25 protein-coding genes are annotated in these 25,876 nt (G+C 41.5%); 1 reads left to right on the top strand and 24 read right to left on the bottom strand.

What is annotated here, in order from left to right; all coding sequences use genetic code 11:
- Window positions 1-27: 27 nt before the first annotated feature.
- The 10 genes from NF418_RS00970 to NF418_RS00925 form a co-directional block, all read right to left on the bottom strand.
- Window positions 28-1,095 (bottom strand): pyridoxal phosphate-dependent aminotransferase, encoded by a 1,068-nt coding sequence (locus tag NF418_RS00970; RefSeq protein WP_256778031.1) that lies wholly within the window; start codon window positions 1,093-1,095, stop codon window positions 28-30.
- Window positions 1,096-1,125: 30 nt separating this feature from the next.
- Window positions 1,126-1,851: a tRNA (guanosine(37)-N1)-methyltransferase TrmD gene (gene trmD, locus NF418_RS00965; protein ID WP_256778030.1), complete on the bottom strand. Its 726-nt coding sequence runs from the start codon at window positions 1,849-1,851 to the stop codon at window positions 1,126-1,128.
- Window positions 1,841-2,359 (bottom strand): ribosome maturation factor RimM, encoded by a 519-nt coding sequence (gene rimM / locus NF418_RS00960; protein WP_023370422.1) that lies wholly within the window; start codon window positions 2,357-2,359, stop codon window positions 1,841-1,843. Before rimM ends, trmD begins: the two co-directional genes overlap by 11 nt.
- 91 nt (window positions 2,360-2,450) lie before the next feature.
- Window positions 2,451-2,831 (bottom strand): DUF5301 domain-containing protein, encoded by a 381-nt coding sequence (locus NF418_RS00955; RefSeq protein WP_256778029.1) that lies wholly within the window; start codon window positions 2,829-2,831, stop codon window positions 2,451-2,453.
- A gap of 69 nt (window positions 2,832-2,900) precedes the next feature.
- Window positions 2,901-4,238, bottom strand: coding sequence for an MATE family efflux transporter (locus NF418_RS00950; protein WP_256778028.1), 1,338 nt, complete (start codon window positions 4,236-4,238; stop codon window positions 2,901-2,903).
- A 69-nt stretch (window positions 4,239-4,307) separates the two neighbouring features.
- Window positions 4,308-5,291: a GMP reductase gene (gene guaC / locus NF418_RS00945; RefSeq protein ID WP_256778027.1), complete on the bottom strand. Its 984-nt coding sequence runs from the start codon at window positions 5,289-5,291 to the stop codon at window positions 4,308-4,310.
- Between the two features lie 291 nt (window positions 5,292-5,582).
- Window positions 5,583-6,206: an endonuclease III gene (nth, locus tag NF418_RS00940; protein ID WP_256778026.1), complete on the bottom strand. Its 624-nt coding sequence runs from the start codon at window positions 6,204-6,206 to the stop codon at window positions 5,583-5,585.
- Between the two features lie 181 nt (window positions 6,207-6,387).
- Complete coding sequence (locus tag NF418_RS00935; protein WP_105109512.1) at window positions 6,388-7,140, bottom strand: HAD family hydrolase; 753 nt, start codon at window positions 7,138-7,140, stop codon at window positions 6,388-6,390.
- Window positions 7,141-7,252: 112 nt separating this feature from the next.
- On the bottom strand, window positions 7,253-8,113 hold the full coding sequence (gene thrB / locus NF418_RS00930) for a homoserine kinase (RefSeq protein ID WP_256778025.1): 861 nt from the start codon (window positions 8,111-8,113) through the stop codon (window positions 7,253-7,255).
- Between the two features lie 3 nt (window positions 8,114-8,116).
- Window positions 8,117-9,403, bottom strand: coding sequence for a homoserine dehydrogenase (locus tag NF418_RS00925; RefSeq protein ID WP_256778024.1), 1,287 nt, complete (start codon window positions 9,401-9,403; stop codon window positions 8,117-8,119).
- A gap of 104 nt (window positions 9,404-9,507) precedes the next feature.
- Here NF418_RS00925 and NF418_RS00920 point away from each other — a divergent pair, with 104 nt between their 5' ends.
- Complete coding sequence (locus tag NF418_RS00920; protein ID WP_256778023.1) at window positions 9,508-10,443, top strand: polysaccharide deacetylase family protein; 936 nt, start codon at window positions 9,508-9,510, stop codon at window positions 10,441-10,443.
- A 38-nt stretch (window positions 10,444-10,481) separates the two neighbouring features.
- Here NF418_RS00920 and NF418_RS00915 read toward each other — a convergent pair whose 3' ends face one another.
- The 14 genes from NF418_RS00915 to NF418_RS00850 form a co-directional block, all read right to left on the bottom strand.
- Entirely contained in the window at window positions 10,482-12,251 is a 1,770-nt protein-coding gene (locus NF418_RS00915) for an ABC transporter ATP-binding protein (RefSeq protein WP_256778022.1), read from the bottom strand.
- A gap of 8 nt (window positions 12,252-12,259) precedes the next feature.
- Complete coding sequence (locus tag NF418_RS00910; RefSeq protein WP_256778021.1) at window positions 12,260-13,996, bottom strand: ABC transporter ATP-binding protein; 1,737 nt, start codon at window positions 13,994-13,996, stop codon at window positions 12,260-12,262.
- Between the two features lie 193 nt (window positions 13,997-14,189).
- On the bottom strand, window positions 14,190-14,432 hold the full coding sequence (locus tag NF418_RS00905) for a KH domain-containing protein (protein ID WP_002940680.1): 243 nt from the start codon (window positions 14,430-14,432) through the stop codon (window positions 14,190-14,192).
- A 21-nt stretch (window positions 14,433-14,453) separates the two neighbouring features.
- On the bottom strand, window positions 14,454-14,726 hold the full coding sequence (rpsP, locus tag NF418_RS00900) for a 30S ribosomal protein S16 (protein WP_002940682.1): 273 nt from the start codon (window positions 14,724-14,726) through the stop codon (window positions 14,454-14,456).
- Window positions 14,727-14,850: 124 nt separating this feature from the next.
- Window positions 14,851-15,159 (bottom strand): DUF4298 domain-containing protein, encoded by a 309-nt coding sequence (locus tag NF418_RS00895; RefSeq protein WP_256778020.1) that lies wholly within the window; start codon window positions 15,157-15,159, stop codon window positions 14,851-14,853.
- Entirely contained in the window at window positions 15,159-15,806 is a 648-nt protein-coding gene (gene pcp, locus NF418_RS00890) for a pyroglutamyl-peptidase I (protein ID WP_256778019.1), read from the bottom strand. Before pcp ends, NF418_RS00895 begins: the two co-directional genes overlap by 1 nt.
- On the bottom strand, window positions 15,781-16,569 hold the full coding sequence (locus NF418_RS00885) for a class I SAM-dependent methyltransferase (protein ID WP_256778057.1): 789 nt from the start codon (window positions 16,567-16,569) through the stop codon (window positions 15,781-15,783). Before NF418_RS00885 ends, pcp begins: the two co-directional genes overlap by 26 nt.
- Before the next feature lie 566 nt (window positions 16,570-17,135).
- Window positions 17,136-17,492 carry a hypothetical protein gene (locus tag NF418_RS00880; protein ID WP_256778018.1) on the bottom strand — a complete coding sequence of 119 codons (357 nt, stop codon included), beginning with the start codon at window positions 17,490-17,492 and terminating at the stop codon, window positions 17,136-17,138.
- Between the two features lie 320 nt (window positions 17,493-17,812).
- The gene (gene carB / locus NF418_RS00875; RefSeq protein WP_256778017.1) at window positions 17,813-20,992 is read right to left on the bottom strand and encodes a carbamoyl-phosphate synthase large subunit; all 3,180 of its coding nucleotides are present in this window, start codon (window positions 20,990-20,992) and stop codon (window positions 17,813-17,815) included.
- A gap of 235 nt (window positions 20,993-21,227) precedes the next feature.
- Window positions 21,228-22,307, bottom strand: a complete 1,080-nt coding sequence (locus NF418_RS00870; protein ID WP_256778016.1) for a carbamoyl phosphate synthase small subunit — start codon at window positions 22,305-22,307, stop codon at window positions 21,228-21,230.
- 797 nt (window positions 22,308-23,104) lie between these two features.
- Entirely contained in the window at window positions 23,105-24,028 is a 924-nt protein-coding gene (locus NF418_RS00865; RefSeq protein ID WP_256778015.1) for an aspartate carbamoyltransferase catalytic subunit, read from the bottom strand.
- Between the two features lie 55 nt (window positions 24,029-24,083).
- The gene (gene pyrR, locus NF418_RS00860; protein ID WP_256778014.1) at window positions 24,084-24,605 is read right to left on the bottom strand and encodes a bifunctional pyr operon transcriptional regulator/uracil phosphoribosyltransferase PyrR; all 522 of its coding nucleotides are present in this window, start codon (window positions 24,603-24,605) and stop codon (window positions 24,084-24,086) included.
- A 204-nt stretch (window positions 24,606-24,809) separates the two neighbouring features.
- Window positions 24,810-25,457, bottom strand: a complete 648-nt coding sequence (locus NF418_RS00855) for a Pr6Pr family membrane protein (protein WP_256778013.1) — start codon at window positions 25,455-25,457, stop codon at window positions 24,810-24,812.
- Between the two features lie 48 nt (window positions 25,458-25,505).
- The gene (locus NF418_RS00850) at window positions 25,506-25,844 is read right to left on the bottom strand and encodes a zinc ribbon domain-containing protein YjdM (protein ID WP_256778012.1); all 339 of its coding nucleotides are present in this window, start codon (window positions 25,842-25,844) and stop codon (window positions 25,506-25,508) included.
- Window positions 25,845-25,876 lie beyond the last annotated feature (32 nt).

The following is a 25,876-nucleotide window of genomic DNA, read 5'->3' as shown; positions in this document are numbered from 1 at the left end:
CAATTTTCTTCAAAAAAGAACAATCTCTTACGAAATTGTTCCCCTCTCTATCATTGATTTGACCATCTCTTTAAGCATAGCCATCTCTTCTGGTCGGCCAACGGACAGGCGAATGTAATCTGCTAATTTCCCTGTTGGATAGTATTTGAAATTCCAATCCTGTGCCAAGGCTTGTCGGTGTAACTCTTCTGCCCATGGGGCCTTGAAGGTCACAAAACTGGTCTGACTTGGCAGGACATGACAATCTTCTAATTGTTCTAAAAAAGCAACCATTTCTTGACGCAGTTTGACAATTGTTTCAACCGTTTCTATTACTTTTTCTTTGTAATCCAAGGCAACTGTAGCCATATGAGCCGTTAAGTTTGATAGGCTAAAAGGTGGGATAACCTTGTCTAGCTCATAAATTAGTTCTTCACTTCCAACCGCAAAACCAATTCTTAAGCCTGCTAGACCAAAAGCTTTGGAAAGTGTGCGTAAAACTAAGACATTCTCATAGTATTCAAGTCGACTGATGAAACTTTTAACTTCCGCAAATTCAATATAGGCCTCGTCAATAACTAGTAATCCCTTGAAAGAAGTCGCTAACCTTTCCAATTCTTCCATAGAATAGGCGACCGATGAAGGATTGTTGGGGTTGGAAAGCATGAGAATTTTTGCATTGGTTTCCTGAGCACACGCCAACAAATTCTCAACTGGCAAAACCAAGGTCCCATCTTTCTCCTCCAAGTCAATAGCTTCAAACCGACTACCATGCATCTGGTTATAGGTTTCATACATGAAGAAATCAGGATTGACCGTCAAGAATGTATCATCCTTTTCCATAAAGGTGGAAACAATCATATGAATGAGGTGGTCGGAGCCAACTCCCACCGTCACCTGTCTGGGACTTACTCCAAGATAGGTCGCATATTTCTCAATCAACTCTGAGTATGTATTGTCACCGTAAAAGCTCAATTGACCAACTTCTAAGCTCTCTAAGGTCTTTTGCGGTAAAAAGGACCAATCAATAATGCGATTTTCATTATTTCCCAAGTCAAATCTAGCCTTATGTTTTATTTTATAAGGTTGGTAGTCTTCAAATACCTGACGTTTCATAATTTTCTCCTTTGAACATGAAAACACAGTCTAATCAACTGTGTCTTCTGCTTTGATTTTTTCAAAAATAGCTAACTCTTCATCTGTAAATTGGTAATTTTCTAGCAAATCTGGACGACGTTGATAGGTTTTTCGTAGGCTTTCTTCCAGACGCCATTTTCGAATATTTTCATGGTGGCCACTCATGAGAACATCTGGCACTACCATCCCTCGATATTCGTAGGGACGAGTGTACTGAGGATATTCCAATAAACCAGAAGAAAAACTATCGTCCGTATGGCTGACTTCCTTGCCGATGACCTCTGGAATTAGGCGAACGGTGGCATCAATCATCGTCATGGCCGCCAATTCCCCTCCGGTCAGAACATAATCTCCGAGAGAAATCTCGTCTGTCACCAGGGTCTTAATCCGCTCATCATAGCCCTCGTAATGACCACAGATAAAAATTAACTGCTCTTCCTTCGCCAATTCTTCTGCATAGGCCTGATTAAACGTTTTACCAGCAGGATCCAACAAGATTACACGGGGCTTGGTTTGTTCAATGCTATCCATGGTGTCAAAAATCGGTTGAGCTCGAAGCAACATCCCTTGACCACCACCATAGGGCTCATCATCCACATGGCGAGCCTTTTCAGCTTTCTCACGAAAATTATGGTAGTTGATTTCTAGCAAGCCCTTGTCACGTGCCTTGCCCACAATAGAATGTTCTAGCGGAGCAAACATTTCTGGGAAGAGGGTCAAAATATCAATTCTCATCGTCCAAGCCCTCAAGCAATTCCACATCTACGCGATTGTTTGGAATATCAATGTTCAAGACAACAGGCGGAATGTAAGGCAAGAGCAGGTCTTTCTTCCCTTTGCGTTTGACCACCCAAACATCATTAGCACCAGGTTGCAAGATTTCCTTGATTTGTCCAATCAATTGGTCATTTTCATAAACATCCAAACCAATAATTTCATGATAATAAAACTCACCGTCTTCAAGGTCAGACAAATTTTCTTCCGCAATTTTCAAACTAAATCCCTTGTACTTCTCAATATCATTGATGTGGTACATACCCTTGAACTTGATAATATCAAAGTTCTTAGCCTTGCGGTGACTGGCAATTTCAACTTCCATGACAAACTGGTCCTTGTCATTAAACAAAGCCAATTTTGCACCTTTTTTAAAACGTTCTTCTGCAAAATCCGTTACAGACAAAACACGCATTTCTCCTTGCAAGCCTTGGGTGTTAACAATCTTACCTACGTTAAAATAATTCATAACTTCTCCATCTGATTTTCTATCCCTTTATTTTATCATGACGAGGTTATTTTCTCAAGCAAAGAAAAAAGCCAGATTGCTCCGACTTCATCTAGTCTATCAACTCAGACAGAGGCTTTTTAGTTCTGACCGTCAGTTCATAGGGAAATTCCAAATAGGTCTTGCCATTTTTCTCATAGAGATAGGCTATTTTGTTATTGGGTTGAAAGGTTAGTTGATAATACTCTTCTACCCCGACGGGCTGGTCATGGTTGCTAGCATTTTTGAAAAGATAGGGATGGATTTGGGAAAGCTCCGATAGAAAATCGCTCATTTCACTACCTTCCAAAGTTTTTATCTCTAATCTATCTTGGTTACTGATTACAATCTGGTCAGCTTGAGGTAAACGAATTTCAGTTTTCTTCACAACTTGATAAGCAAGCAACAAGGAAATACTAGATAAAACAACAAAAATCAACCATCTCTTTTTCATATAAGAACCCAACCTTTTTTAGTAAATTATATCAAGCTCAAAAATCTATCAATCACAAACATAAGAAATCTATTGAACACTAGCAACTTTCCTCAAACGCAATCTTAGGGCAATCCCGCAAACAAAAATACCTGAAATCAGACCGATCCAATAGGCTTCTGGTCCCAGATGGAAAAATCTTTCCAGGAAAAAGGCAACCGGAAAGGTCATGGACCAATAAGCAACCAAGCCAAGTACAAACGGGACAGTCGTATCCTTGTAGCCCCGCAAAATTCCTTGAATTGGAGCTGTATAGGCATCTGCCAATTGGAACATGAGGGCAAAGCTTAGAAAATGTGAGGTCAGTCGGACAAAGTCTGCATCCGTTCCGTAGAGATAGGCAACTTTGGATCGGAAAAAATAAAGGAAGGTTAGGGTCAGACCTGCAAATCCTAGCGCTACTAATCGTCCCAAACGACTGTAGGCTTTCACATCCTGTAGTCGTTTAGCCCCTACTTCATAAGCAATGACAATAGCTAGGGCTGAAGAAACTGAGGCAGGAAAGGCATATAATAATGTCGCAAAGTTCATAGCTGACTGGTGGGCTGCGATAATCTGTGCAGAAAATTTTGCCATGTAGAGACCAACTACTGCAAAAATAGCCACTTCTGCAAAGACTTGCAAACCAATTGGCAAACCAATTTTCAAGCCTTCCTTCAATAAAGAAAGGTCAAGCGGACTCCAACGCCAAATCTGATACGAAGAAATGGTCTTATTTTTGCACATGACAAGGACAATTACGAGTAACACGGCCCAGTATGCTAAAGCAGTACCCAATCCAGCACCTGCTCCGCCCAGGGCCGGTAGGCCCATTTTCCCATAAATCAAGAGATAGTTAAAGAGGCTGTTAAAGGGAACCAGAAGCAACATGAGGTACATAGATAGGCGGGTCAAACCTAGGGCGTCGAAAAAGGATCGGCAGACGCTGAACAGTAAGAGGGGCAAGATGCCGATGGAGATATAGTAGAGGTACTGCCGACCAACCTGAAAAACAGCTTCATCCAAGTTGAAACGAGCCAGAGCCGGAACGGCAAAAAGATAGACCAAGAGTAAGAGGATTGCCGTCAGTCCAAGGGCCAAATAGACAAACTGATGAAACTCCTCACGGATCTTATCTCTTTCACCTTTTCCCAAATAGTGGGCAATAATCGGGACAAGAGCTGACACAATACCTGTCAAAAATGAGAACAAGGGATTCCAAAGGCTAGTTGCCATGGAAACACCGGCTAAATCCATTGTACTGTACTGGCCAGTCATCATGGTATCAATGAAGGAGGCCGAATAATTAGCAAATTGATAAATTAAAATGGGCAAAAAAATTTTGATAAAGAGCCAGAGCTTCTCTTTGTTATTTCTTGTTTGGTACATGCTTATTCTCTTTCAATTTTATATACATATTGTAACAAGAAAAGGACCTGCTTTGCAAGTCCTCTTTAATTAGATAGAATCCCCATTCCAGATTGAATTTTTCACGATGACATAATCCACATGCTTCAAGCTGGTAATGTCACGACCGCCAGCATAAGAAATGGATGATTGCAAATCCTGTTCCATTTCAACCAGGGTATCTTTCAAATGTCCTTTGGCTGGCAGAAGAATTTTTTTGCCTTCCACGTTCTTATAAGCACCTTTTTGGTATTCAGACGCAGAGCCGTAGTATTCTTTAAACTGTTTGCCGTCTACTTCTACCGTCTTTCCTGGGCTTTCGATGTGACCAGCAAAGAGGGAACCAATCATGACCATGCTTGCACCAAAGCGGATGGATTTGGCAATGTCTCCGTGGGTACGGATACCACCGTCCGCAATAATTGGTTTACGGGCTGCTTTTGAACACCAACGAAGGGCAGCCAGCTGCCAACCACCTGTACCAAAACCAGTTTTGACCTTGGTGATGCAGACCTTACCTGGACCAATGCCAACTTTTGTTGCATCTGCACCAGCATTTTCCAACTCACGAACAGCTTCAGGTGTGCCAACATTCCCAGCAATGACAAAGGTATCAGGCAATTCTTTCTTGATATGCTTGATCATTTTAATCACGCTATCAGCATGACCATGCGCAATATCAATGGTAATAAACTCAGGCGCGTCAGCTTTTAAACTAGAAACAAAGTCATATTCATAGTCTTTCACACCAACCGAAATGGAAGCAATCAAGCCTTGGTCATGCATGCGCTTCACGAAAGGAATACGCCCCTCCTCATCAAAACGGTGCATGATGTAGAAATACCCTTCTTTGGCAAGCATTTCTGCCACATCTTCATCAATAATAGTCTGCATATTAGCTGGAACAACTGGTAATTTAAAGCTATATTTCCCAAGAGTCACTGTTGTATCTGCCTCGGAACGGCTATTGATGATACATTTATTTGGAATGAGCTGAATATCTTCGTAGTCAAAAACAGGTGTTTCATTAAACATGGGCTTCTCCTCTGTTCGTTTTTAAATGATTTTTGTATTAGGAAACAGGATTTTGTTCGCTTTTCCTTAACCGACATCTATAATTATAGCTTATTGTTTGTTTTTTGTCAATATCAAAGAGTGTTCACGATCCAATGTTCGTTTTTATATAAATTATTCAAATAGAATCCAATCGAATATTCGCATAGTTTCATTTTAACAGTTTTTATGTTGAATAATTTTAAAAACGTTCTGATTTAGCTAGATATTTCTGACAAGAAAACGAAAAAAATCTTCAAAAACTGAAGATTTTTAATCAAATTCATATAATTGTGGGAATTTTTCACAGTCAGGATTTTTGGGATGGCAGACTTCTCGTCCAAAATAAATCATAGCCTGGTGAGCTGGCAGCCAGAGTTCTGGTGGTAAGACCTCCATAACCCGCTTTTCCGTTTCTAGAGGAGTAGCCGATTTTTTGACAATGTCGTGGTGCTTGCAAATCCGACCCACGTGGGTATCAACTGCGAAGGCGGGAATTCCGAAACCGACACTTAAAACAACATTGGCCGTTTTTCTCCCCACACCCGCTAAGGCCTCTAATTCTTCTCTCGTCTGCGGGACGATGCCATTATGTCGGTCTAGTAACTGCTGGGCACATTCTTTCAAAAACTTAGCCTTATTACGATACAAGCCCAAGCGCGAAATGTAAGGCTCGATGTCCTTCACCTCTGCTGCTGCCATGGCTTGAGGTGTTGGGAAAGCCTCGAACAAACCTGGAGTTGCCTTGTTTACGGCAGCATCTGTTGTCTGAGCAGATAAAAGTACTGCACAGACCAATTCAAAATGGTTGCGGAAATCCAGACTAGGCTTAGCATCTGGATAAAGGGCGATAATTTCTTCGATAACTTTTCTAGCACGTTTTTTTGATAATACCATGGTTACATTATAACATGAAAATACATATTTTTCTAAAATCGGATTTATCTTCCTTGATAATCATTATTTCACCCATGCTGTCAATTCGATCTATTCTTATTAGCCAGTTTCATAAATAAGGAAAGAGTGAAGATTCAATTTCACTCTTGTTGAGTATTCTATCACTTGGTAAATCCCAAAACTAGTCAAGCAATTCGAGAATATCATTGATAATTGCAAAGTTCCAGCCTTTTGACCGATAGGCCTCAATCTCGTCCCAACTGTAGGGGAAAGTATTCAACAATATCCCATCAATTCCAGCTGTCTGAGCGATGGCAATATCAGCTGAAAGATCATTTCCTATAATTACAGTTTCTTCCGGATTAAGTTGATTTTCTTCCAAAACTAGCTGAAGAAAATCGGCATCTGGTTTTTTCATTTGGTAATCAGATGACAGATAGATTTTGTCAACTAAGTCTGCACAACCTGTCAATTCAAGTTCTGACTGTGTAAATATCCGTTGCGCATTGGACATTATGATAAGCCTAGCGCCCTCATCTTTCAATTTTTGTAAAACTGTCAGAGTGTTGGCAAAAATCTCAAGTTTCTCTCGCGACAAGACCCTAAAAATGGCTGCAACCGATTGGCTAAAGGTTTTCAAATCAATTGGAGCAGTCTCCTTTTGGCGTAAAGACTCAGCCTCTGTGTATAGACGTAGAAAGACTTTTTCTAAATCAATTTCTACATACTGATGTGGACTGGTCCGAATCAAATCTACTTCTTCTTCGCTTGTTAAAGAATAAAATGCATTCCTCAACTGTCTTGCTCCGTAGGAACAACCAAAAGAATTGTAAACAGCTGCCAATTTTTCCCACAGATCCAACTTATTCTCGTCTGTTACAATATCAACCAATGTACCATAAAAATCAAAGATATAGTTCTTGTATATTTTCATGACAATCTCCCTACTATTCACAAGTATACTGATATTATAACCTATATAAAAATCGTTTGCAAGTTGAATAATCACAAACGATTTCTATGTCAATCCATACAAAATTTGGAGGCTATAAGACCTGTATTCCCTTTTTATCTACATGAAGACGGTGAACTGTGCCGTCTAAGTCCAATTGTTCAAGTGCAGAGACAATTGCATCTTCCTTATCCTTTGGAGCCAATACCATAACTGTTGGTCCAGCACCTGAAAGATAGGTTGCGTAGGCTCCTAGTTCTTGTGCTGTTTGCTTGATTGGACAAAATTCTTTGACCAACAATTGACGGAAGGGTTCGTGGAACATATCTGACTGAATGGCTTTACCAGCCTTTTCCAAATCACCAACCATCAAGCTTGCGATAGCCACATTGGAAATGGCACTAGCAGCCACTGCTTTCTTGTAGCCAATTTGTGAAGGCAACACTCCACGACTTTCAACTGTGCGCAGTGGGTAGTTTGGAATGAAGGCAACAAAACTAGCATCTGGGAATTCTGTTACGACTGCCTGAACCTTTTTGTTGACATAGCTAGCAATAACCAGATTACCGTAAATTGCAGGAGCCACATTATCAGGATGCCCTTCAATTTCCGTTGCTTTAAGTAATTTGTCATCTGCAGTCATATTCAATCCAGCTAATTGATTAGCCAACTCAATTCCTGCTACAATGACAGAACTTGAAGAGCCCAAACCACGCGCCAACGGAATATCACTGGTCATCTTGATCCGATGTGGTTGCAAGTTCTTAGATACTTTCAGTGCAGTTTTTATCAACAGATTATTTTTGTCAGATGGAACATGGTCTAAATTATGTTCAATAATCCATTCATCAGTCTTTTCAAACACTTCAATCGTTAGATATTTCGAAAGGGCAACACCAACTGAGTCAAAACCCGGACCAATATTAGCTGAAGTTGCTGGAATAATAATTTTCATGCCTTATTCTCCCAACACCTTGAAGGTATTCAAGACCGTAAAGTCTGCTTCTTGAGCCAATTTAGCTGTTACATTTTCTAATTGTGTCTTGCTCATTTCATGAGTTACAATGACCAAGCGAGCAGTTTCACCATTGGCAGCTTGTTGCAGAATTTGCTTAAAGGAAATCTCCTCAGAATTGAAAATCTCTGCCAAACGAAGCATTTTTCCATTCTTATCTGGTGCAACAATTGAGAAATAGTACTCACTTTTAACATCGCTTGGAGCAGCTAATTGAAGCGGACGGCTGTATTCGTTAAAGGCTTTGCCGATAGTTTTGTCTTTCAAACGACGAACGATACGAATAATATCTGCTGTAACACTTGTTGCAGTCGGCTTTTGACCCGCCCCTGGTCCATAGTACATAGATTGGCCGATACCGATTGACTCCACAAAGACAGCGTTCATCACACCATTTACGCTAGCCAGTGGATGATTTTTCGGTAGGAATGTTGGGGATACCTCGGCAGAAATACCTGTGGTGGTTTCTTGAATATCTCCCACTAGTTTGATGACATAGCCCAATTCTTGCGCCACTGCCACATCCTCTGGCGTGATATTTGAGATACCCTTGTGAGCCACATGTTCAAAATCAACTGTCATACCAAAGGCAAATTGACTGAGGATAACTGCCTTGTAGGCTGCATCAATTCCCTCAACGTCATTGGTTGGGTCTGATTCTGCATAACCAAGTTCCTGAGCTGTTTGAAGAGCTTTTTCGTAGGTCCAACCTTCATCCACCATCTTTGTCAACATGAAGTTTGATGTACCATTCAAGACACCAAGGATACGAGTGACCTTGTCAGCAGCCAATGAGTTAACCAAAGTACGCAAGATTGGAATACCACCTGCTACAGCAGCCTCATAATAAAGTGCCAGCCCCTTTTCTTCAGCCAAGGCACGTAATTCGCTACCATGAACCGCCAACAAATCCTTGTTCGCTGTAACAATATGCTTACCTGATTCCAAGGCGCGAGTGATGAAGGTTTTAGCCGGTTCGATACGTCCCATCAATTCAACGACGATAGCAATTTCTTCATCAGCTAAAATCTCGTCAATATTTGTCACAAAATTATAGTTATGTCCCGTAGCCAACAAGCGTTCTTTCTCTGCATCATCTTTGACAAGAACTTTTGCAACCTCGATACTGTCCTGCGCTGCCTTTTCAATTTTTTCCGTATTCTCAGTCAATAAAAATGGCACGCCACTTGCTACTGTACCGAAACCTAATAATCCAATCTTAACGACCATGTGATCTCCTTTAAAAAGTATTTCTCCTATTATATCAGATAGTCCAACAATTTGGCAAAAAATTTGGTATAATTAGCTTACAAAAGATAGGAGAATTAGGCTAGATGAACCAATCAAGAAAAACAAAATATACAAAAAAGAAGAAACAGACCAAATTGCTGACAATCCTCATGATATGTGGCTTATTGCCACTCTTAGGCCTAGTAGCTATACTGTTTTCCCTCCTGCATAAAAACATATCAACAAGTCAGTCGAATGTCATTCAGACCCAACAAGTAATTACTTCATCAACATCCACTGAAACAACTGATGTCAACTCTTCTAGTCAAACAGACATCACGTGGGAAGTCCAGTCTGAACCTGTCAAACTTCCAATTCTCATGTACCACGCCATACACGTCATGGCACCCGAGGAAGCTCCAAATGCAAATTTAATTGTAGATCCTGCAACCTTTGAAAGTCACCTTAAAGCATTAAATGATGCGGGCTACTATACTTTATCTCCTGAAGAAGCCTATAAGGTACTAACTGAAAATGTTCTACCTGTTGGCAAAAAAGTGGTCTGGCTAACCTTTGATGATAGCCTCTGGGATTTCTACAGCCACGCTTATCCCCTACTCAAGAAATATCAAATGAAAGCAACCAACAATGTCATAACAGGATTTACTGAGTATGGACAGGCTGGACACCTGACCATTGAACAAATTAAGGAAATGCAGGCTGCTGGTCTGTCCTTCCAAGGCCACACAGTCAACCATCCTGACCTGGAATATAGCAGCTTTGAAACGCAAATAACTGAACTAACCTCGTCCAAGGCCTATCTAGATAGCCAATTAAATCAAGAAACCATCGCTATCGCCTACCCTGGTGGACGATACTCAGCAGATACCGTTGCCTTGACGGAACAGGCTGGCTACAAATTAGGTGTCACAACCAATAATGGCCTTGCTTCAGCAAGTGATGGGCTACTGACCCTCAATCGTGTTCGCATCCTCCCAACTACTACAGCAGAAAATCTACTAGCTGAAATTGCCTATTAAACACTAAACTCCCTGTCTTCACTGACAAGGGAGTCATTTTATTTGGATTGACTAAACTGACTTTGATAAAGATTGTAATAAAAACCTTTATCTGCCAAAAGACTTTCATGGTTACCTTGTTCGATAATCTGTCCATCTTTCAAGACCAAAATCTTATCAGCTTCCTGAATGGTTGATAGACGGTGGGCGATGACAAAACTTGTCCGCCCCTTCATCAAACGTTTCATGGCTTTTTGAATCAAAAGTTCCAAACGCGTATCGACTGATGAAGTCGCTTCGTCAAGAATCAGGATAGCAGGGTCTGCCAACAAGGCACGCGCAATGGTCAAAAGCTGTTTCTGACCTTGGGAAATATTGCTGGATTCCTGGTTCATTTCCATGTTGTAACCACCAGGCAGGGTACGGATAAAGTGGTCAACGTTGGCAGCTTTAGCAGCTTCCACAACTTCCTCATCCGTCGCATCCAGACGACCAAAACGTAAGTTTTCCTTGATTGTCCCTTCGTAGAGCCAAGCATCCTGCAAGACCATACCAAATTGACTACGGTAGGATTGACGGGAAATATTTCGAATGTCCTGGCCATCCACCTTGATAGCACCGGATGTGACATCATAGAAACGCATGAGAAGGTTGATGAGGGTTGTCTTACCAGCCCCTGTTGGTCCAACGATAGCCACCATTTCACCTGGTTCAACATCAAGATTAAAGTTACGGATAAGCGGCTTATCTTCTGAATAGCCAAATTCGACCTGTTCAAAGCTGACTTGTCCAGTCAGATTAGCTGTCAACTCAAGCGCATTGGCGTCTTCTTCATCAAGCTCGTCTAGGACTGAAAAGATGCGTTCAAGGGAGGATTTGGCAGACTGCAACTGGGGTGCCAACTGGGTCAAGGTCTGGACGGGCTGAGAAATCTGCCAGACGTATTGGACGAAGGCCTGCATATTACCTACTGTCAATGTACCTGCAAGTACTTTCAGACCAGAAAGCAGGGCGACGACGACATAGGCGATATTGGACAAGCCATGAACCAGGGGCATGAGCAAGCCAGACATGAAACTAGCCTTGAAACCAACTTCCTGCAAGTCGGCAGTTATCTGGCGAAATTCTTCTGTAGAAATTTCTTCACGGCCGTAGAGCTTGAGGACATTGAAGCCTGTGAGATTTTCTTGGACAAAGCCATTCAATCGACCGAGAGCATCAGCCTGCTGCTTGAAATATGGCTGAGATTTGCCCATGACAAACTTGGAACCAAAATAAGTAACAGGAACCAAGGTCACGACTACGAGAGCTAATGACACATCCAACCAGAAACACATGAAAATGGCTAGAGAGAGGGTCAAGACAGCATTAACCAACTGAAGAAAACTTTGCTGTAAGGCATTCGAAACCGTTTCCACATCACTGGTAAATCGCCCCAGCAGGTCACCATATTGGTGCTTATCAAAGTAAGAAACAGGAATTTTGTTAATCTTGTGACTCAAATCCTGACGCAATTCCTTGGTCGCACCTTGGACAGCCTTGGTCATAAAATAGTTGGAACCATAGGCGCCGATTTCATACATGAGGGCACGGAATGCGTACAGACCAAGCATGACGGCGATATAGGAAACATTTATCTGCGCCCCCTCTACACCATTAGCAATATCCAACAAATTCTTGGTCAATTCAGTAATGATTAGTCCCAGTACAAAGGGTTCCAAGGCATTCATGACTGCGCTAATGGTCTTTAGAAAAACGGCTAAAAATACAGAAGATTGGTAACGACGCAAATAGTCCCAAACTCGAGTAAATACTGATTTATTCTTCATAAGTCCTCCTATTCTTCTGTCAGCGATTGACGGTTAAGCTGAGAATTGGCAATTTCACGATAAATCTCATTACTTTCCATCAATTCATTGTGGGTACCGCGACCAACGATTTCACCTTCATTCAGCACGATAATCTGGTCGGCATCCATAATGGTCCCGACCCGTTGGGCCACAATTAGCACCGTCGCATTCTCCGTCACTTCCTTCAAACGAGCTCGCAAAATGGCATCCGTCTTATAATCCAAGGCTGAGAAAGAGTCATCAAAGATATAAATATCGGGCTGTTTGACAATAGCACGCGCAATGGACAAACGTTGCTTTTGCCCGCCTGACAGGTTGCTTCCACCTTCTGCTAAATGGGTGTCGAATTTCTCTTCCTTACTCTCGATAAACTCCTTAGCCTGAGCCACATCCGTCGCATCATGAAGTTCAGCAAGACTAGCATCCATCTTACCGTACTTTAAGTTTTCCGCGATAGTTCCGGTAAATAGCAGAGCTTTCTGCGGAATAAAGCCAATCTTACTACGAAGTGCCTTTAGATTGTAGCGTCTAACATCCACACCGTCCACCAAGATTCGTCCTAGTGTTACATCATAGAAACGCGGAATCAAGTTGACCAAGGAAGACTTACCAGAACCTGTTGAACCAATAAAGGCAATGGTTTCACCAGGCTTAGCTTTGAAGGAAATATTGTGGAGAACAGGGGACTCCGTTTCACCAGGATAAGCAAAAGTTACATTTTCAAATTCCAAATAGCCACGAGTATCTGTTTCAGTAATACCGTCCTCATTCTTAGAAATAGAAATCGGCATGTCTAAGACTTCCTGAATCCGTTGGCTCGATACCGACATACGTGGATACATATTAAACAAGTTGGCAAAGAGCAAGAAGGAGAAAAGGGCGTGGAAACTGTATTCGATAAAGGCTACCAAATCACCAATCTGCAAACTGCCCTCTTTCAAAGGAGGGAGGGCAAACCAGACAATAGCCACAATCATGGCAATAATAATCTGCACAAATAGTGGCTCAGTCAGCGCAGTCAGGTTAAAGAGTTTTTTGGATGTTTCAGTATATTCTTCATTGACCTCTGCAAAACGAGTTTCTTGGAACTCTTCACGCGTAAAGGCACGAATGACCCGCAAGCCCATGAGATTTTCACGAACATACTGGTTAATCGTATCCAATCGTTTCTGTTGTTTTTCAGAGAGAGGACGAGTTTTAGTAGCTACATAGAAAATAACAAAAACTAGAAACGGCATAGCTACTGCTACTGTCCAGGCCAAGCTTGGACTGGTTACCAAGGTCATGATGACCGAGGCAACCATCATCAAAGGTGTGATAATTCCCAGCTTCAATACCATTTCTGAAAACTGCATCAAAACAAAAGCATCGTTGGTCATGCGAGCAACTAGAGAAGAAACACCAATCTGCTCATATTCATGATGAGAATAGTCCTGAATTTTCTCATACAAATCATTCCGAATATCCTTGACGATATTGGTTGTTAGCTGTCCAGCCGCATAGGCTAGAGTAATGCGTCCAAGAATACCAAGCAAAACAATCAATCCCATCATTCCTGCCCAGTAGTAAAGCTGTCCAACATTGTTTTTTGTAATCCCTTGGTCAATCATTCTTGCCAAAAATGTCGGCAAGCCCAAGTTAACTACTATGAATAGGAATGCTCCGAACAAGTCCAAGGCAAGCCACTTGGGGTATTTTTTCAAATAAGTCCAAATTAATCGCATAAATCCACCTTTCTATTAGTCGCATCACTAGACGACATAAAATATATCAAACCTTACTTAAACATGTATAAATCTAGTAGGCCTGAAGTTTTCCTACTCTATCAAATTTCTAAATATCAAGAGGAAACTAAATGATGATAAAAAGGGGCCTAGCCCCTTTTTCTAAGTTAAAAGCCACCATACGGTGACTTTCTTATTCTTTCTCGTCGATCACTAAACGAACTTTTTTATCACTTGTTGGAACAGAGTAGACAATCGTTCTGATTGCAGAAATTGTGCGCCCTTTTTTCCCTATGATACGTCCAATATCAGATTTATCCAAATCCAAATGATATTCTAAAAATTCAGGTGTATCAACAATTTTAATTGTCAAGCTATCAGGCTGTGAAATCAAAGGTTTCACAATCGCAATAATGAGATTTTCAATCATGTCCATAAGTGTTCTCGCTTACTGTTCTTATTTAGAGAATTTTTGCTCGTGGAATTTCTTCAATACGCCAGCGTTTGAAAGAAGGCTACGAACTGTATCAGATGGTTGTGCACCTTTTGCCAACCATTCAAGTACACGCTCTTCTTTAAGAGTTACTGAGTTTTCAGCCAAAAGTGGGTTGTAAGTACCAACTGTTTCGATGAAACGACCATCGCGTGGAGCGCGTGAGTCTGCAACGTTAATACGGTAGAAAGGTTTCTTTTTAGAACCCATACGAGTCAAACGGATTTTTACTGCCATTTTAAAATGTTCTCTTTTCTTTATATTTTTTTATTCAGTGAAATAGCAGAGCTATTTATCACATGTTCTATTATAACATACTTCGATCTGGTGTCAAGAAAAAAACTTGACACTTTTATAAAATTTAATTTTCAAGTAAATGAATACATTTTATCATCATTTTGGTCAATTCTTTTCTATCAACTAGCAAATTATAGACACCATCTTCACTCAGGACACCGCAGGGAAGATGTTTGAATTCCCCTCTATCAGCCAAGTCCATATCTTCTAGGAAGGTCGAACTTTGGTAATAGTCCAGTAATTCCAAATAAGCTGGCTGGCTTGTTTCAACCTGTTCTAGAATTGTTTGTAATGCTGAAACGAGCTGGATTTGGGAATTAAATATGCTTTCCATCTGTTCAACACGCTGTCTGCTCTGCCATTTTCCATCCATCAATGCGTCGCCCCTCCAACAGTTTTGATATCTTCCTTGTCCGCATAGGCTATAATAGCTGAAATGGCCGCCTCTATGCCTTTGACAATCACCTCAAGGGACATGGACGGAACACCTGGCTTGTCCAATACCTGCTCAGGAAGATAGGGGATATGGAGAAAACCGGCCCTCGTTTTAGGGAAGGATTTTTCAGCCAGATATAGGGCCTGATACATGAGATGGTTGCAGACAAAGGTACCAGCAGTATTAGAAACTGAAGCTGGAATGCCAGCAGAACGAATAGCTTCTACCATGGCCTTTATAGGCAGGGTTGAAAAATATGCTGCTGGCCCATCTGGACGGATAGTTCTGTCAATGGGCTGCTGTCCCTCATTGTCAGGAATGCGAGCGTCATCCTGGTTGATGGCCACGCGCTCAGGTGTCAAATCTACTCGCCCCCCTGCTTGACCAATGCAAAGCACTACATTAGGTTGAAATTCTGCCATTTTTTCTTCCAAAACACGAGCAGCCTTATCAAAAACAGTCGGAACTTCGACAATCATAATCTCTGCGCCTGCTACGGTACGAGGTAAGGCCTTGATGGTTTCTAAAGCTGGATTGATAGCCTCTCCACCAAAAGGATCAAAACCTGTTACTAAAATTTTCATCGTTTTCCTCCAAAATGATTTCTCCATAATGAAATTTTTGATTGTGTCTGATGTGGCGTTCAAAGCCGAATTTTTCAAAAACTTCATCTCTAAAATGAGCCTTGATAATGATTTTTCTTCCGGCCACACGCCTGCATTCTTTCAAAAAATCTTCAGACAGGGCCGAATAATTGGCAAAAGGTTTCAGACCATTAAGATTATCAGATTCCTTAATCTCTTGCGAAAACATGGGATCAACATAAATCACATCGACTGACTGGTCGGCTTGTGTCAGTAAGTAAGTCAGACTGTCCGTCCAAATCGGCTGAATATACCGCATGGCTTGATTAACCGCTTCATTGCCACTATCAAACTCTTTCAGACCTCGGCTCACCATAAAATGAATAAGCTGTGAACTTTCCAAGGCTGTCACCTGATGACCCGCACTAGCTAAGACAATACTATCAGACGCCAGTCCCATGGTACAGTCCAGGACGGTTTGTTTATCAGGTCCTAGCAATTCCAAGAGTGGATCTCTTCCAGATTTGATACGCAGGATAGCTGTGTCAGGGTGGAAAAAGAAGCGTTGTCCATTTTTTTCTTCCAAAACTAGCTGACCCTGATAGACCACAAGCACCGCGTCAGCTTCTGTTTCTGCTAGGATAGACTGGACTGACCTCTTTCGACGGTCTTGATAGTTTAGATTGAGCTGCTCTGCTATTTCCCTAGCCTGTAAAATCAGGTCATGGTTCATTCGAAGACTGGTTGTGATGATTACATTCATATTGAACATTATATCAAAAAAACTCAATTCTGCTGAAATTGAATAAACCCCATCACCATCTAGTTCAGCTTTAAAGTAATTAACAGCCTTCTTACTGGCATTTAGTCCACTCGAAAACTTTGAACTATCTAATTCTAGTTCAATTCGCATTGCGCCAAGAGGTGTAGCCATTCGTGCTCCTTTCTTTGATTTTGGATACAAAAAACACCTAAAAAGGTGTTGTGTTAATTATATGTTATCCATGGATTATGGATAAAAAATATCATTATAATTTTGGAATAAAAGATATCCAATCAGAATAAAGTAGGGTATTGGAGAAAAAAACAGACCGATTCCGGTGATAATAATGACATAATCAAAAAAACATTACCGTTACATAAATAATAAATCAATGCAATAACATAAATTATCCTAAGAATAATCTGAATTGTTGGTGGTCTTTTAGGTCTATTCATCACTCTCACCTCACTTTTGTTTTATTATCTTATCCTTCTTTTGAAAGTCAAGAATTGATAGTACACTCGAATGCCATCGTAGCAAGGACTGTATATTTTTCTATATAAAAATCATTTGAAAAGTGTCCAGTAAAATAACAATAAAGGAATTGAACTCTCTGACTTTTTTGGAGAATCACTTTCTTTATCTTTTTTGAGAAATGTCGTCTCATTCCCTAGTAAAATAGAATATTCATCAGAATATATCCCTGTAAAAACCCAGAGAAGCCCCCCTAGCATAATATACCAGAACAGAGGTTGAAATACTGCTGGGATAATAAAAATCATTAAAATCAACTGAGCAAGAAGGGTTTCATCTTGAGTCATCCAATATAACAAGAAACCGATATATGGAATCCACATCAAACATAAAAAATTATATATTCTTGATATACGTTTCAATTTTTTTAAAAAAGCTTCATCAATCATTTTTTTGTACCTCGCTTATTTTATTATATTGTTATAACTTCTATGAGTCAAGAAATTATCTGCACAGAAAGAGCGATTCTAAAAGTTTTTCATAAATGCATTACTATAGACTCTCCTACTTCTATTATTCACGATTATGGTCATTTGAATCAGCTTTGATACATCCACCTCATTTCTTTGTCTGAATGTTAATTCATACGGTTATAATTTTCACAGTAGATGGATCGTGCAAGCTTCCAGAAATGAATGCATGGGATATATTCATTCAAGAAAAGACGACCTCTTGCGAAGTCGTCAATATTGCTAATTTGCTTATACTATTAAATTGCCTGTGTCATAAAGCTACGACTTTCCAACACCTTAATCATAGCTTCTGCTGTATCAAGGGCTGTAAAGAGCGGAATTCCTCCTTCAATAGCAGAGCTTCGAATGACTTGCCCGTCACCATCGGCTACACGTTTTTTACCAACCGTATTGATAATCGCCTGAACCTTACCTGCCCGAACAAGACTAGGAATATCTGGACAGGAATCATCGCCTAATTTACCAACAGTTGTTACAGCAAGTCCATTTTCTGTTAGAAAGGCGGCTGTTCCTGCCGTAGCCAGTAGGCCATAACCAAGTTCATAGAAACGTTGAGCCAGACCAAGCACTTCTTCCTTGTCTTCATCCGCAATGGTAAAGACAACGTTGCCAAACTCAGCCAGGTGCTGATAACTTGCCTCGAAAGCCTTATAAAGCGCTTTTTCCAGTGTCAAGTCTGACCCCATAATCTCACCGGTTGACTTCATCTCTGGTCCTAACAAACTGTCAACTTTAGCTAGTTTCGTGAACGAGAAGACCGGTGCCTTGACGTGTACTTGGTTGCTCTCAGGATAAAGACCGTCTTGGTAGCCAAGTTCCGCAAGGCTTTGTCCCAAAATCAATTTGGTTGCAACCTGAGCCATTGGAATGTCAGTGACTTTCGACAAGAATGGCACCGTACGACTGGCACGAGGATTGACCTCAATGACATAGACCGTTTCATCCTTGATGACAAACTGGATATTCATCATACCGATACAGTTGAGACCGATTGCCAAACGTTTGGTGTAGTCTGCAATGGTCGCCTGCACTTCTTTGGACAAGGTTTGTGGCGGATAAACGGCCATAGAGTCCCCTGAGTGAACCCCAGCGCGCTCGATATGCTCCATAATACCCGGAATCAAGACATCCTTACCATCTGAAATAGCATCCACTTCACACTCACGACCGACGATGTAAGAATCCACCAAAACTGGGTGCTCTGGCGAAGCCTTGACCGCAGTTCTCATATAAGAACGTAAGTCCTCTTCATTTTCGACAATCTCCATTGCACGACCGCCCAAGACATAAGAGGGACGAACAAGTACCGGGAAACCAATTTTGCGGGCCGCTTCTAGAGCTTCCTCTTCGTTGGTTGCGGTTTGGCCTGGTGGCTGTGGAATCCCAAGGTCTTTCAGGGCTTTTTCAAATAAATCCCTGTCTTCAGCTCTATCCAAATCCGCCACCTGTGTCCCCAAGATTGGAATACCTGCTTTGGCCAATGGCTCCGCCAAATTGATAGCCGTCTGGCCACCGAACTGAACGATAACCCCTTTTGGCTGTTCCAAATCAATGACATTCAAGACATCTTCCAAGGTCAATGGCTCAAAATAAAGCTTGTCTGAAACCGAAAAGTCAGTTGACACAGTTTCAGGGTTTGAGTTCATAATGATGGCTTCGTAGCCAGCTGCCTGAATAGCTTTAACAGAATGCACCGTCGCATAATCAAACTCAACACCCTGTCCGATACGAATTGGACCAGAACCCAGCACCAAAACAGATTCTTTCTCCGAACGGATAGACTCATTTTCCCACTCATAAGTTGAATAGAAATATGGCGTTGAACTTTCGAACTCAGCCGCACAAGTGTCCACCATTTTATAAACAGGGACAATCTTGTGGTCTGTTCTCAGTTGACGGATGTAGGATTCTGTCCGTCCCCAGAGTTCCGCAATCTTGCGGTCTGCAAAACCGTATTTCTTGGCTTTTTTCAATAAATCAATATTATCAAAATTCGTTGCCAATTCCTGCTCGATTTCTAAGATATGAAGCAGCTTATCTAGGAAGAAAAGATCAATCTTGGTCAACTGAGCCAGTTCTTCTACTGTATAGCCACGTCGAAGGGCTTCTGAAAGATAGAATAAACGATCATCCTGTGCCTTGACAATCTTTTCAACCAATTGGTCATCTGTCACTTGGCTGAGTTCTGGCATTTCATTGTGGTAGACACCGATTTCCAAAGAACGGCAGGCCTTGAGCAGACTTTCTTCGATATTGCGACCAATAGCCATGACCTCACCAGTTGCCTTCATCTGCGTTCCAAGGCGACGCTCCCCTTTTTCAAACTTATCAAATGGGAAACGTGGAATTTTTGCCACAACGTAGTCAAGAGCTGGTTCAAACATGGCATAGGTTGTTCCTGTAACAGGGTTCACCATTTCATCCAAGGTCAAACCAACCGCAATTTTTGCTGCCAATTTGGCAATAGGATAACCTGTCGCTTTGGATGCCAAGGCAGAGGAACGCGATACACGAGGATTGACTTCGATGACATAGTATTTGAAACTATGTGGATCTAGTGCCAACTGCACATTACAGCCACCCTCGATTTTCAGAGCACGAATAATGCTGAGACTGGCATCACGCAACATCTGGTTTTCAATATCCGAAAGCGTCTGCGTTGGGGCAAATACGATAGAATCTCCTGTATGAATTCCCACAGGATCAAAGTTCTCCATGTTACATACGACCAAGGCATTGTCAGCCGCATCACGCATGACTTCATATTCGATTTCCTTGAAGCCCGCAATCGAACGCTCAATCAAACACTGGGTCACTGGTGATAATTTTAGACCATTTTCTGCAATTTCACGCAGTTCTTCTTCATTGGCACACATACCACCGCCAGTACCACCCAACGTGAAGGCAGGGCGAACAATGACAGGATAGCCAATTTCAGCAGCAAATTCCAAGGCTTCTTCAACTGTCGTTACAATCGTTGACTCAGGAATAGGCTGATTAAGGTCTTTCATGAGTTGTTTGAAGAGGTCACGGTCCTCTGCCTGATCAATTGCAGATAGTTTTGTGCCTAAGAGTTCAACCCCAAGTTCATCTAAAATACCAGCCTTAGACAATTCCATAGCCATGTTGAGACCTGTCTGACCACCAAGGGTTGGCAAGAGAGCATCTGGACGCTCCTTCCGTAAAATCCGTGTAACAAACTCAAGCGTAATTGGCTCAATATAAACCTTGTCTGCAATTTCCTTGTCTGTCATGATGGTCGCAGGGTTTGAATTGACCAGGACAACGCTATAACCTTCTTCCTTCAAAGCCAAACAAGCCTGAGTCCCAGCATAATCAAACTCCGCAGCCTGACCGATAATAATCGGACCAGACCCAATCACCATAATTTTCTTAATATCCGTACGTTTTGGCATAATGTATGATACAAAGCCCGTTAAGAGGACAAAGCGAAAATAGGAAACGCGACGCTGATGCTTCAAGCATCAAGACGACGTTTATCTTTTTCGCACAGTCCTTAGGGCGTGTTCGAATATGAAAATCAAATCTTATTCGAACCTGTATCTTCTCCTTTCCATTCGTCAACTCACAGGTTGACATTAAATAAGATAAGTCCGACGCAGAAAGGTTTAGCTCGATAGTAGTTAAACCTTACTGCCCTATTTTAAACGAATCCATCAAATCCATAAATTCATCAAATAGATAGCTAGCATCATGTGGTCCAGGTGCTGCATCCGGATGGAATTGAACAGAGAAACCTGGATGGTACTTATGGCGTACCCCTTCCACTGATTTGTCGTTGATTTCCTCATGCGTAATCATCAAACACTCTGGCAAATCTTCACGAGCCACTGCATAACCGTGGTTCTGACTCGTAAAGTCCACTCGACCAGTCGCAATTTCACGAACCGCATGATTAAAACCACGATGTCCAAACTTCATCTTGTAAGTTGTAGCCCCATTAGCCTTGGCGAAGAGTTGGTGGCCCATACAAATCCCAAAAATCGGAATTTTTCCAATAATGCCCCGAATCATGTCCAAGACTTCTGGAACATCATCTGGGTTACCAGGACCGTTTGACAGCATGACTCCGTCTGGATTGAGGGCCAATATTTCTTCTGCTGTCGTATCGTAAGGAACAACCGTCACATTGCAGTCGCGTTTGGCTAACTCTCTAAGAATAGAATGTTTCAATCCAAAATCAACCAAAACAACACTACGTCCAACTCCAGGTGCAGGATAGGCTGTTTTGGTAGATACTTGCTGGATGTTGTTGGTTGGCAAAACAGTCGCTCTAAGCTGGTCCGTCAAATGCTCTACGGAATCACCAACATTTGCAAGAGTCGCCTTCATGGTCCCGTGCTGACGAATAATTTTTGTCAAGGCGCGTGTGTCAATTCCAGAAATAGCTGGAATTTTCTTAGCCTTTAAAAATTCATCTAAGTTCATCTGATTACGCCAGTTGCTTGCCCGACGAGCCCACTCACTAACCACAACACCTTTACAAGTTGGATTGATGGATTCATAATCATCACGGTTGATGCCATAATTCCCCACCAAAGGATAGGTAAAGGTTAAAATTTGACCATTATAGGACTGGTCTGTAATTGATTCCTGATAACCAGTCATTCCAGTCGAGAAAACCAACTCACCAGTTACATCAATATCAGCACCAAAGGCCTCACCTTCAAAAATAGTACCATCTTCCAAAATTAAACGTCTTTTTGACATAAACTATGATACAAAACCCGTTAAAAGGACAAAGTGAAAATAGGAAATTCGACGCCGACGCTATGAGCGTCAAGACGATATTTATCTTTTTCACACAGTCCTTAGGGCGTGTTCGAATAGGAAAACAAGATCATACTCGAACCTGTATCTACTCCTTTCTATTCGTCGCCTCTCTGGGCGACATTAAATAATTCTCCGACGTGAGAAAATGGATTCGATAATAATCCATTTTCGAGCTAGTGCAAGGAATAGCCTGACCTCCATAGAGGCAGGCGTAGGGAAATGAGTTGCTCGCAACCATTGCCTGTTCCTTGCCTTTCTATTTTCTATCTCTCCGGATAGAATTAAATAATAGTCCGAGGCCGTAAGGTTTAGCTCGATATTAGGTAAACCTTACGGCTAGTGTCAGAGCTAGCAAAGGTCCCATAGGACTTTGCGTAGAAGGACACATGCCTTGCATGTAGTCCGACTTGCTCTGACCGACGTGAGAAAATGGATTCGATATTAATCCATTTTCGAGCTAGTGCAAGGGATAGCCTTAAAGTATATCACCATTTCCACGAGCAGGTGTCAACATCTCAGCGCAGTGGTTGATTGGTAAATTTGTTCGTATTCTATACTCCAAATTTAACCTAATCAACTGTGCGGGGGTGGGAAGACGAACTCTTTTTACTTTTCGAGTTCTTTCCCACTCCCAGGTCTAGGGAAATGAGTTGCTCGCAACCATTGACCTGTCCCTTGCCTTTCTATTCGTCGCTTCCCTGGGCGACATTAAGTAAGATAAGTCTAATAAATTCTTAAGCCTTACCATTAACAATAGCTTCCAAAATAGCCATCCTGACAAATACACCATTCTGCATTTGACGGACGATGCGTGATTTTGGTGCCTCTACTAAATGGTCATCAATTTCTACATCACGGTTAACAGGGGCCGGATGCATAACAATTGCAGTATCTTTCAAGCATTTGTAACGCTCCTCTGTCAAGCCATGCAAGCGATTATAGGTTTCTTTCGAAAAAACACCATCTCCATCATGACGTTCGTGTTGCACACGAAGTAACATCAAGACATCTACTTTCTCAACAATATCATCAATATTCACATGTTGACCATAAACATCAAATTCCTCTGCGTACCACTCCTCAGGCCCAGCAAAGTAAATTTCAGCGCCCAAACGCTTCAAAATTTGCATATTGGACTTGGCAACCCGTGAGTGTGTAATATCACCAGCAATGGCAATCTTCAAGCCCTCAAAGGTTCCAAATTCTTCATATATAGTCATCAAGTCAAGCAAGGACTGGCTTGGATGTTGCCCAGAACCGTCACCACCATTGACAATTGATGTCTGAATAGTTGGACTATCGATCAATTGCTTGTAATAATCCACTTCCGAGTGACGAATCACGCAGATGTCTACCCCAAGTGCCGACATGGTCAAAATGGTATCATACAGGGTTTCACCCTTATTGACTGAGCTGGTACGTGCATCAAAATCAATCATTCCCATATCCAAACGAAGCTCTGCCATTTCAAAAGACTTGTGGGTTCGGGTTGAATCTTCGAAGAAAAGATTCGAAGCATAGTACTTCCGATCCAACTCTACCTCTTCCCCACCTTTGAATGCAAGTCCACGTTGAATGAGTCCAAGCACTTCCTCATTTGAAAGAGTTTCCATAGTAACCAAGTGTTTGAGTGAGACTTTACCATTTGAAATTGTCATGACGATACCTGCCTTTATGATATAGATGTAGAATATTGAGTTGAAAAATAAACGACTAAGCTCCCTCGACTAGGAGGATAGAATCCTGACCATCAATTTCAGCCATTTGAACAATGATTTCTTCCGAACGGCTAGTCGGAATGTTCTTCCCAACATAGTCCGCTCGAATAGGTAGTTCTCTGTGCCCACGGTCAACTAGAACAGCCAAACTAACACGAGCTGGTCTTCCCAAGGAAACCACATTGTCAATAGCCGCACGAATAGTTCGACCTGTATAGAGCACATCATCTACCAAAATAATATCACGGTCATTGACATCAGCAGCCATGCTTGTCGTATCTTCTTCGACTTTTACATCATCACGGAAAGGCTTGGTATCCAGTTCACCCAGTGGAACATCAATCCCCTCTAACTGTTTCAACCTTTCCTGAATACGTTTAGCAATGAACACCCCACGGGTTTTAATACCTGCTAGAACAATGTTATCCAAATTTTTGTTCCGCTCGATAATTTCATAAGTGATACGGGTGATAGCCCGTTTCATGGTCATATCGTCAACGATTTCTTTTGTCTTCATAAAGACCTCCAAAATATATAGAAAAAGTCCCCTTTGCACAAGGAGACTATGAAAATATAGGCTAGTAATTCGACTAACCTGCTTAACACGTTGCTCCTTGTCTGCCTCACTGGACAGGATTTAAAGGATCGATTAAGCAAAGTATAGCACAATTTTTCTACCTAGACAAATTCTTACAGTAAAAAATTTGAAAATCTTCGGATTTTACTGAGAATTTTTCTTGTTTAACAGACTACGTCGGACATTTAGGAATTTTACACCAGTCAAAATATATCCAAAGATCAGATAGGCCACAAAAATCGTTGCCGCATAGGTCAATACATAAGGCCAACCATATTTGGGCACATTGAGGAAGAAATAGGCAAAGGGGCTATCCTTAGCATCAGGGATAGGAATTTTGATAAAAAGACCATTAACAAGCCCGAAAATCATGTAAAGAATTGGCAAAAGCGTCCACCAAATCGGATCAAACCACTTGTACTGTTGCTGACGATCTACTATTAGGGTATCTAACAAAAAATATAAGGGAACAATATAATGGCAGAGTAGATTTTCAAGTCGCCAGAAATCGTCTGCCAAAGGTGCCAACATAAAGTGATAGACTACACAGGTAATCATGATAGACATGGTTACAGCAGCCTTTATCCGAAGAAAACGTGACGTCTGTAAATCCACACTTTTACTCATGGCATAGACCATATAGATAGCAAACAGAGATACTAATAAATTAGATTGTACCGTGTAATACATGAGCATGCCAATGCCATACTTGATGATTTCTAGAGCAGTTCCCGTAATCGCTAAAGCCGCTAGCAAACACCTGCTATAAAATAATAAACTTTGATTCTTCATACTATCCTTTCAAAAACGACAAAAGACTGGATGGACCAGCCCTTTCTCTTAGATTTTTTTAACAAATTCTGATTTCAACTTCATGGCACCAAAACCATCGATCTTACAGTCGATATTGTGATCGCCTTCAACGATACGGATTCCTTTAACACGTGTACCTTGTTTCAAATCCTTAGGCGCACCCTTGACTTTCAAGTCCTTGATTAGAGTTACCGTATCTCCATCTGCCAAACGATTCCCGTTTGCATCGATAGCAACTGGACCACTCTCTTCCTCAGCTAGATCCGCAGGGTTCCACTCATAAGCACACTCAGGGCAAACCAAAAGGGCACCGTCTTCATAAACATATTCAGAATTACATTTTGGACAATTTGGTAAATTTTCCATATTTTTTCATACTCCTTACATTTTTATCGTCT

It is taken from the genome of Streptococcus suis, assembly GCF_024509555.1.
GTDB classification, from domain to species: domain Bacteria; phylum Bacillota; class Bacilli; order Lactobacillales; family Streptococcaceae; genus Streptococcus; species Streptococcus suis_AD.
Note: the sequence above shows the minus strand (reverse complement) of the source record. Positions and strands in the feature narration are given on the sequence as shown.

What these genes read in the sequence shown, in the direction of transcription:
- NF418_RS00895 (WP_256778020.1), bottom strand. Translation starts at nt 15,159, where the DNA reads ATGGATGGAAAATGGCAGAGCAGACAGCGTGTTGAACAGATGGAAAGC.
- NF418_RS00970 (WP_256778031.1), bottom strand. Translation starts at nt 1,095, where the DNA reads ATGAAACGTCAGGTATTTGAAGACTACCAACCTTATAAAATAAAACAT.
- rimM (WP_023370422.1), bottom strand. Translation starts at nt 2,359, where the DNA reads ATGAATTATTTTAACGTAGGTAAGATTGTTAACACCCAAGGCTTGCAA.
- NF418_RS00925 (WP_256778024.1), bottom strand. Translation starts at nt 9,403, where the DNA reads ATGGTCGTTAAGATTGGATTATTAGGTTTCGGTACAGTAGCAAGTGGC.
- NF418_RS00935 (WP_105109512.1), bottom strand. Translation starts at nt 7,140, where the DNA reads ATGAAAATATACAAGAACTATATCTTTGATTTTTATGGTACATTGGTT.
- pyrR (WP_256778014.1), bottom strand. Translation starts at nt 24,605, where the DNA reads ATGAAGACAAAAGAAATCGTTGACGATATGACCATGAAACGGGCTATC.
- NF418_RS00855 (WP_256778013.1), bottom strand. Translation starts at nt 25,457, where the DNA reads ATGAAGAATCAAAGTTTATTATTTTATAGCAGGTGTTTGCTAGCGGCT.
- NF418_RS00915 (WP_256778022.1), bottom strand. Translation starts at nt 12,251, where the DNA reads ATGAAGAATAAATCAGTATTTACTCGAGTTTGGGACTATTTGCGTCGT.
- NF418_RS00880 (WP_256778018.1), bottom strand. Translation starts at nt 17,492, where the DNA reads ATGATTGATGAAGCTTTTTTAAAAAAATTGAAACGTATATCAAGAATA.
- NF418_RS00955 (WP_256778029.1), bottom strand. Translation starts at nt 2,831, where the DNA reads ATGAAAAAGAGATGGTTGATTTTTGTTGTTTTATCTAGTATTTCCTTG.
- rpsP (WP_002940682.1), bottom strand. Translation starts at nt 14,726, where the DNA reads ATGGCAGTAAAAATCCGTTTGACTCGTATGGGTTCTAAAAAGAAACCT.
- pcp (WP_256778019.1), bottom strand. Translation starts at nt 15,806, where the DNA reads ATGAAAATTTTAGTAACAGGTTTTGATCCTTTTGGTGGAGAGGCTATC.
- guaC (WP_256778027.1), bottom strand. Translation starts at nt 5,291, where the DNA reads ATGTTTAATGAAACACCTGTTTTTGACTACGAAGATATTCAGCTCATT.
- nth (WP_256778026.1), bottom strand. Translation starts at nt 6,206, where the DNA reads ATGGTATTATCAAAAAAACGTGCTAGAAAAGTTATCGAAGAAATTATC.
- trmD (WP_256778030.1), bottom strand. Translation starts at nt 1,851, where the DNA reads ATGAGAATTGATATTTTGACCCTCTTCCCAGAAATGTTTGCTCCGCTA.
- NF418_RS00850 (WP_256778012.1), bottom strand. Translation starts at nt 25,844, where the DNA reads ATGGAAAATTTACCAAATTGTCCAAAATGTAATTCTGAATATGTTTAT.
- NF418_RS00905 (WP_002940680.1), bottom strand. Translation starts at nt 14,432, where the DNA reads ATGGACATGATTGAAAATCTCATTATTGCGATTGTGAAACCTTTGATT.
- NF418_RS00920 (WP_256778023.1), top strand. Translation starts at nt 9,508, where the DNA reads ATGAACCAATCAAGAAAAACAAAATATACAAAAAAGAAGAAACAGACC.
- carB (WP_256778017.1), bottom strand. Translation starts at nt 20,992, where the DNA reads ATGCCAAAACGTACGGATATTAAGAAAATTATGGTGATTGGGTCTGGT.
- NF418_RS00865 (WP_256778015.1), bottom strand. Translation starts at nt 24,028, where the DNA reads ATGACAATTTCAAATGGTAAAGTCTCACTCAAACACTTGGTTACTATG.
- thrB (WP_256778025.1), bottom strand. Translation starts at nt 8,113, where the DNA reads ATGAAAATTATTATTCCAGCAACTTCAGCTAATATTGGTCCGGGTTTT.
- NF418_RS00950 (WP_256778028.1), bottom strand. Translation starts at nt 4,238, where the DNA reads ATGTACCAAACAAGAAATAACAAAGAGAAGCTCTGGCTCTTTATCAAA.
- NF418_RS00885 (WP_256778057.1), bottom strand. Translation starts at nt 16,569, where the DNA reads ATGAATGTAATCATCACAACCAGTCTTCGAATGAACCATGACCTGATT.
- NF418_RS00910 (WP_256778021.1), bottom strand. Translation starts at nt 13,996, where the DNA reads ATGCGATTAATTTGGACTTATTTGAAAAAATACCCCAAGTGGCTTGCC.
- NF418_RS00870 (WP_256778016.1), bottom strand. Translation starts at nt 22,307, where the DNA reads ATGTCAAAAAGACGTTTAATTTTGGAAGATGGTACTATTTTTGAAGGT.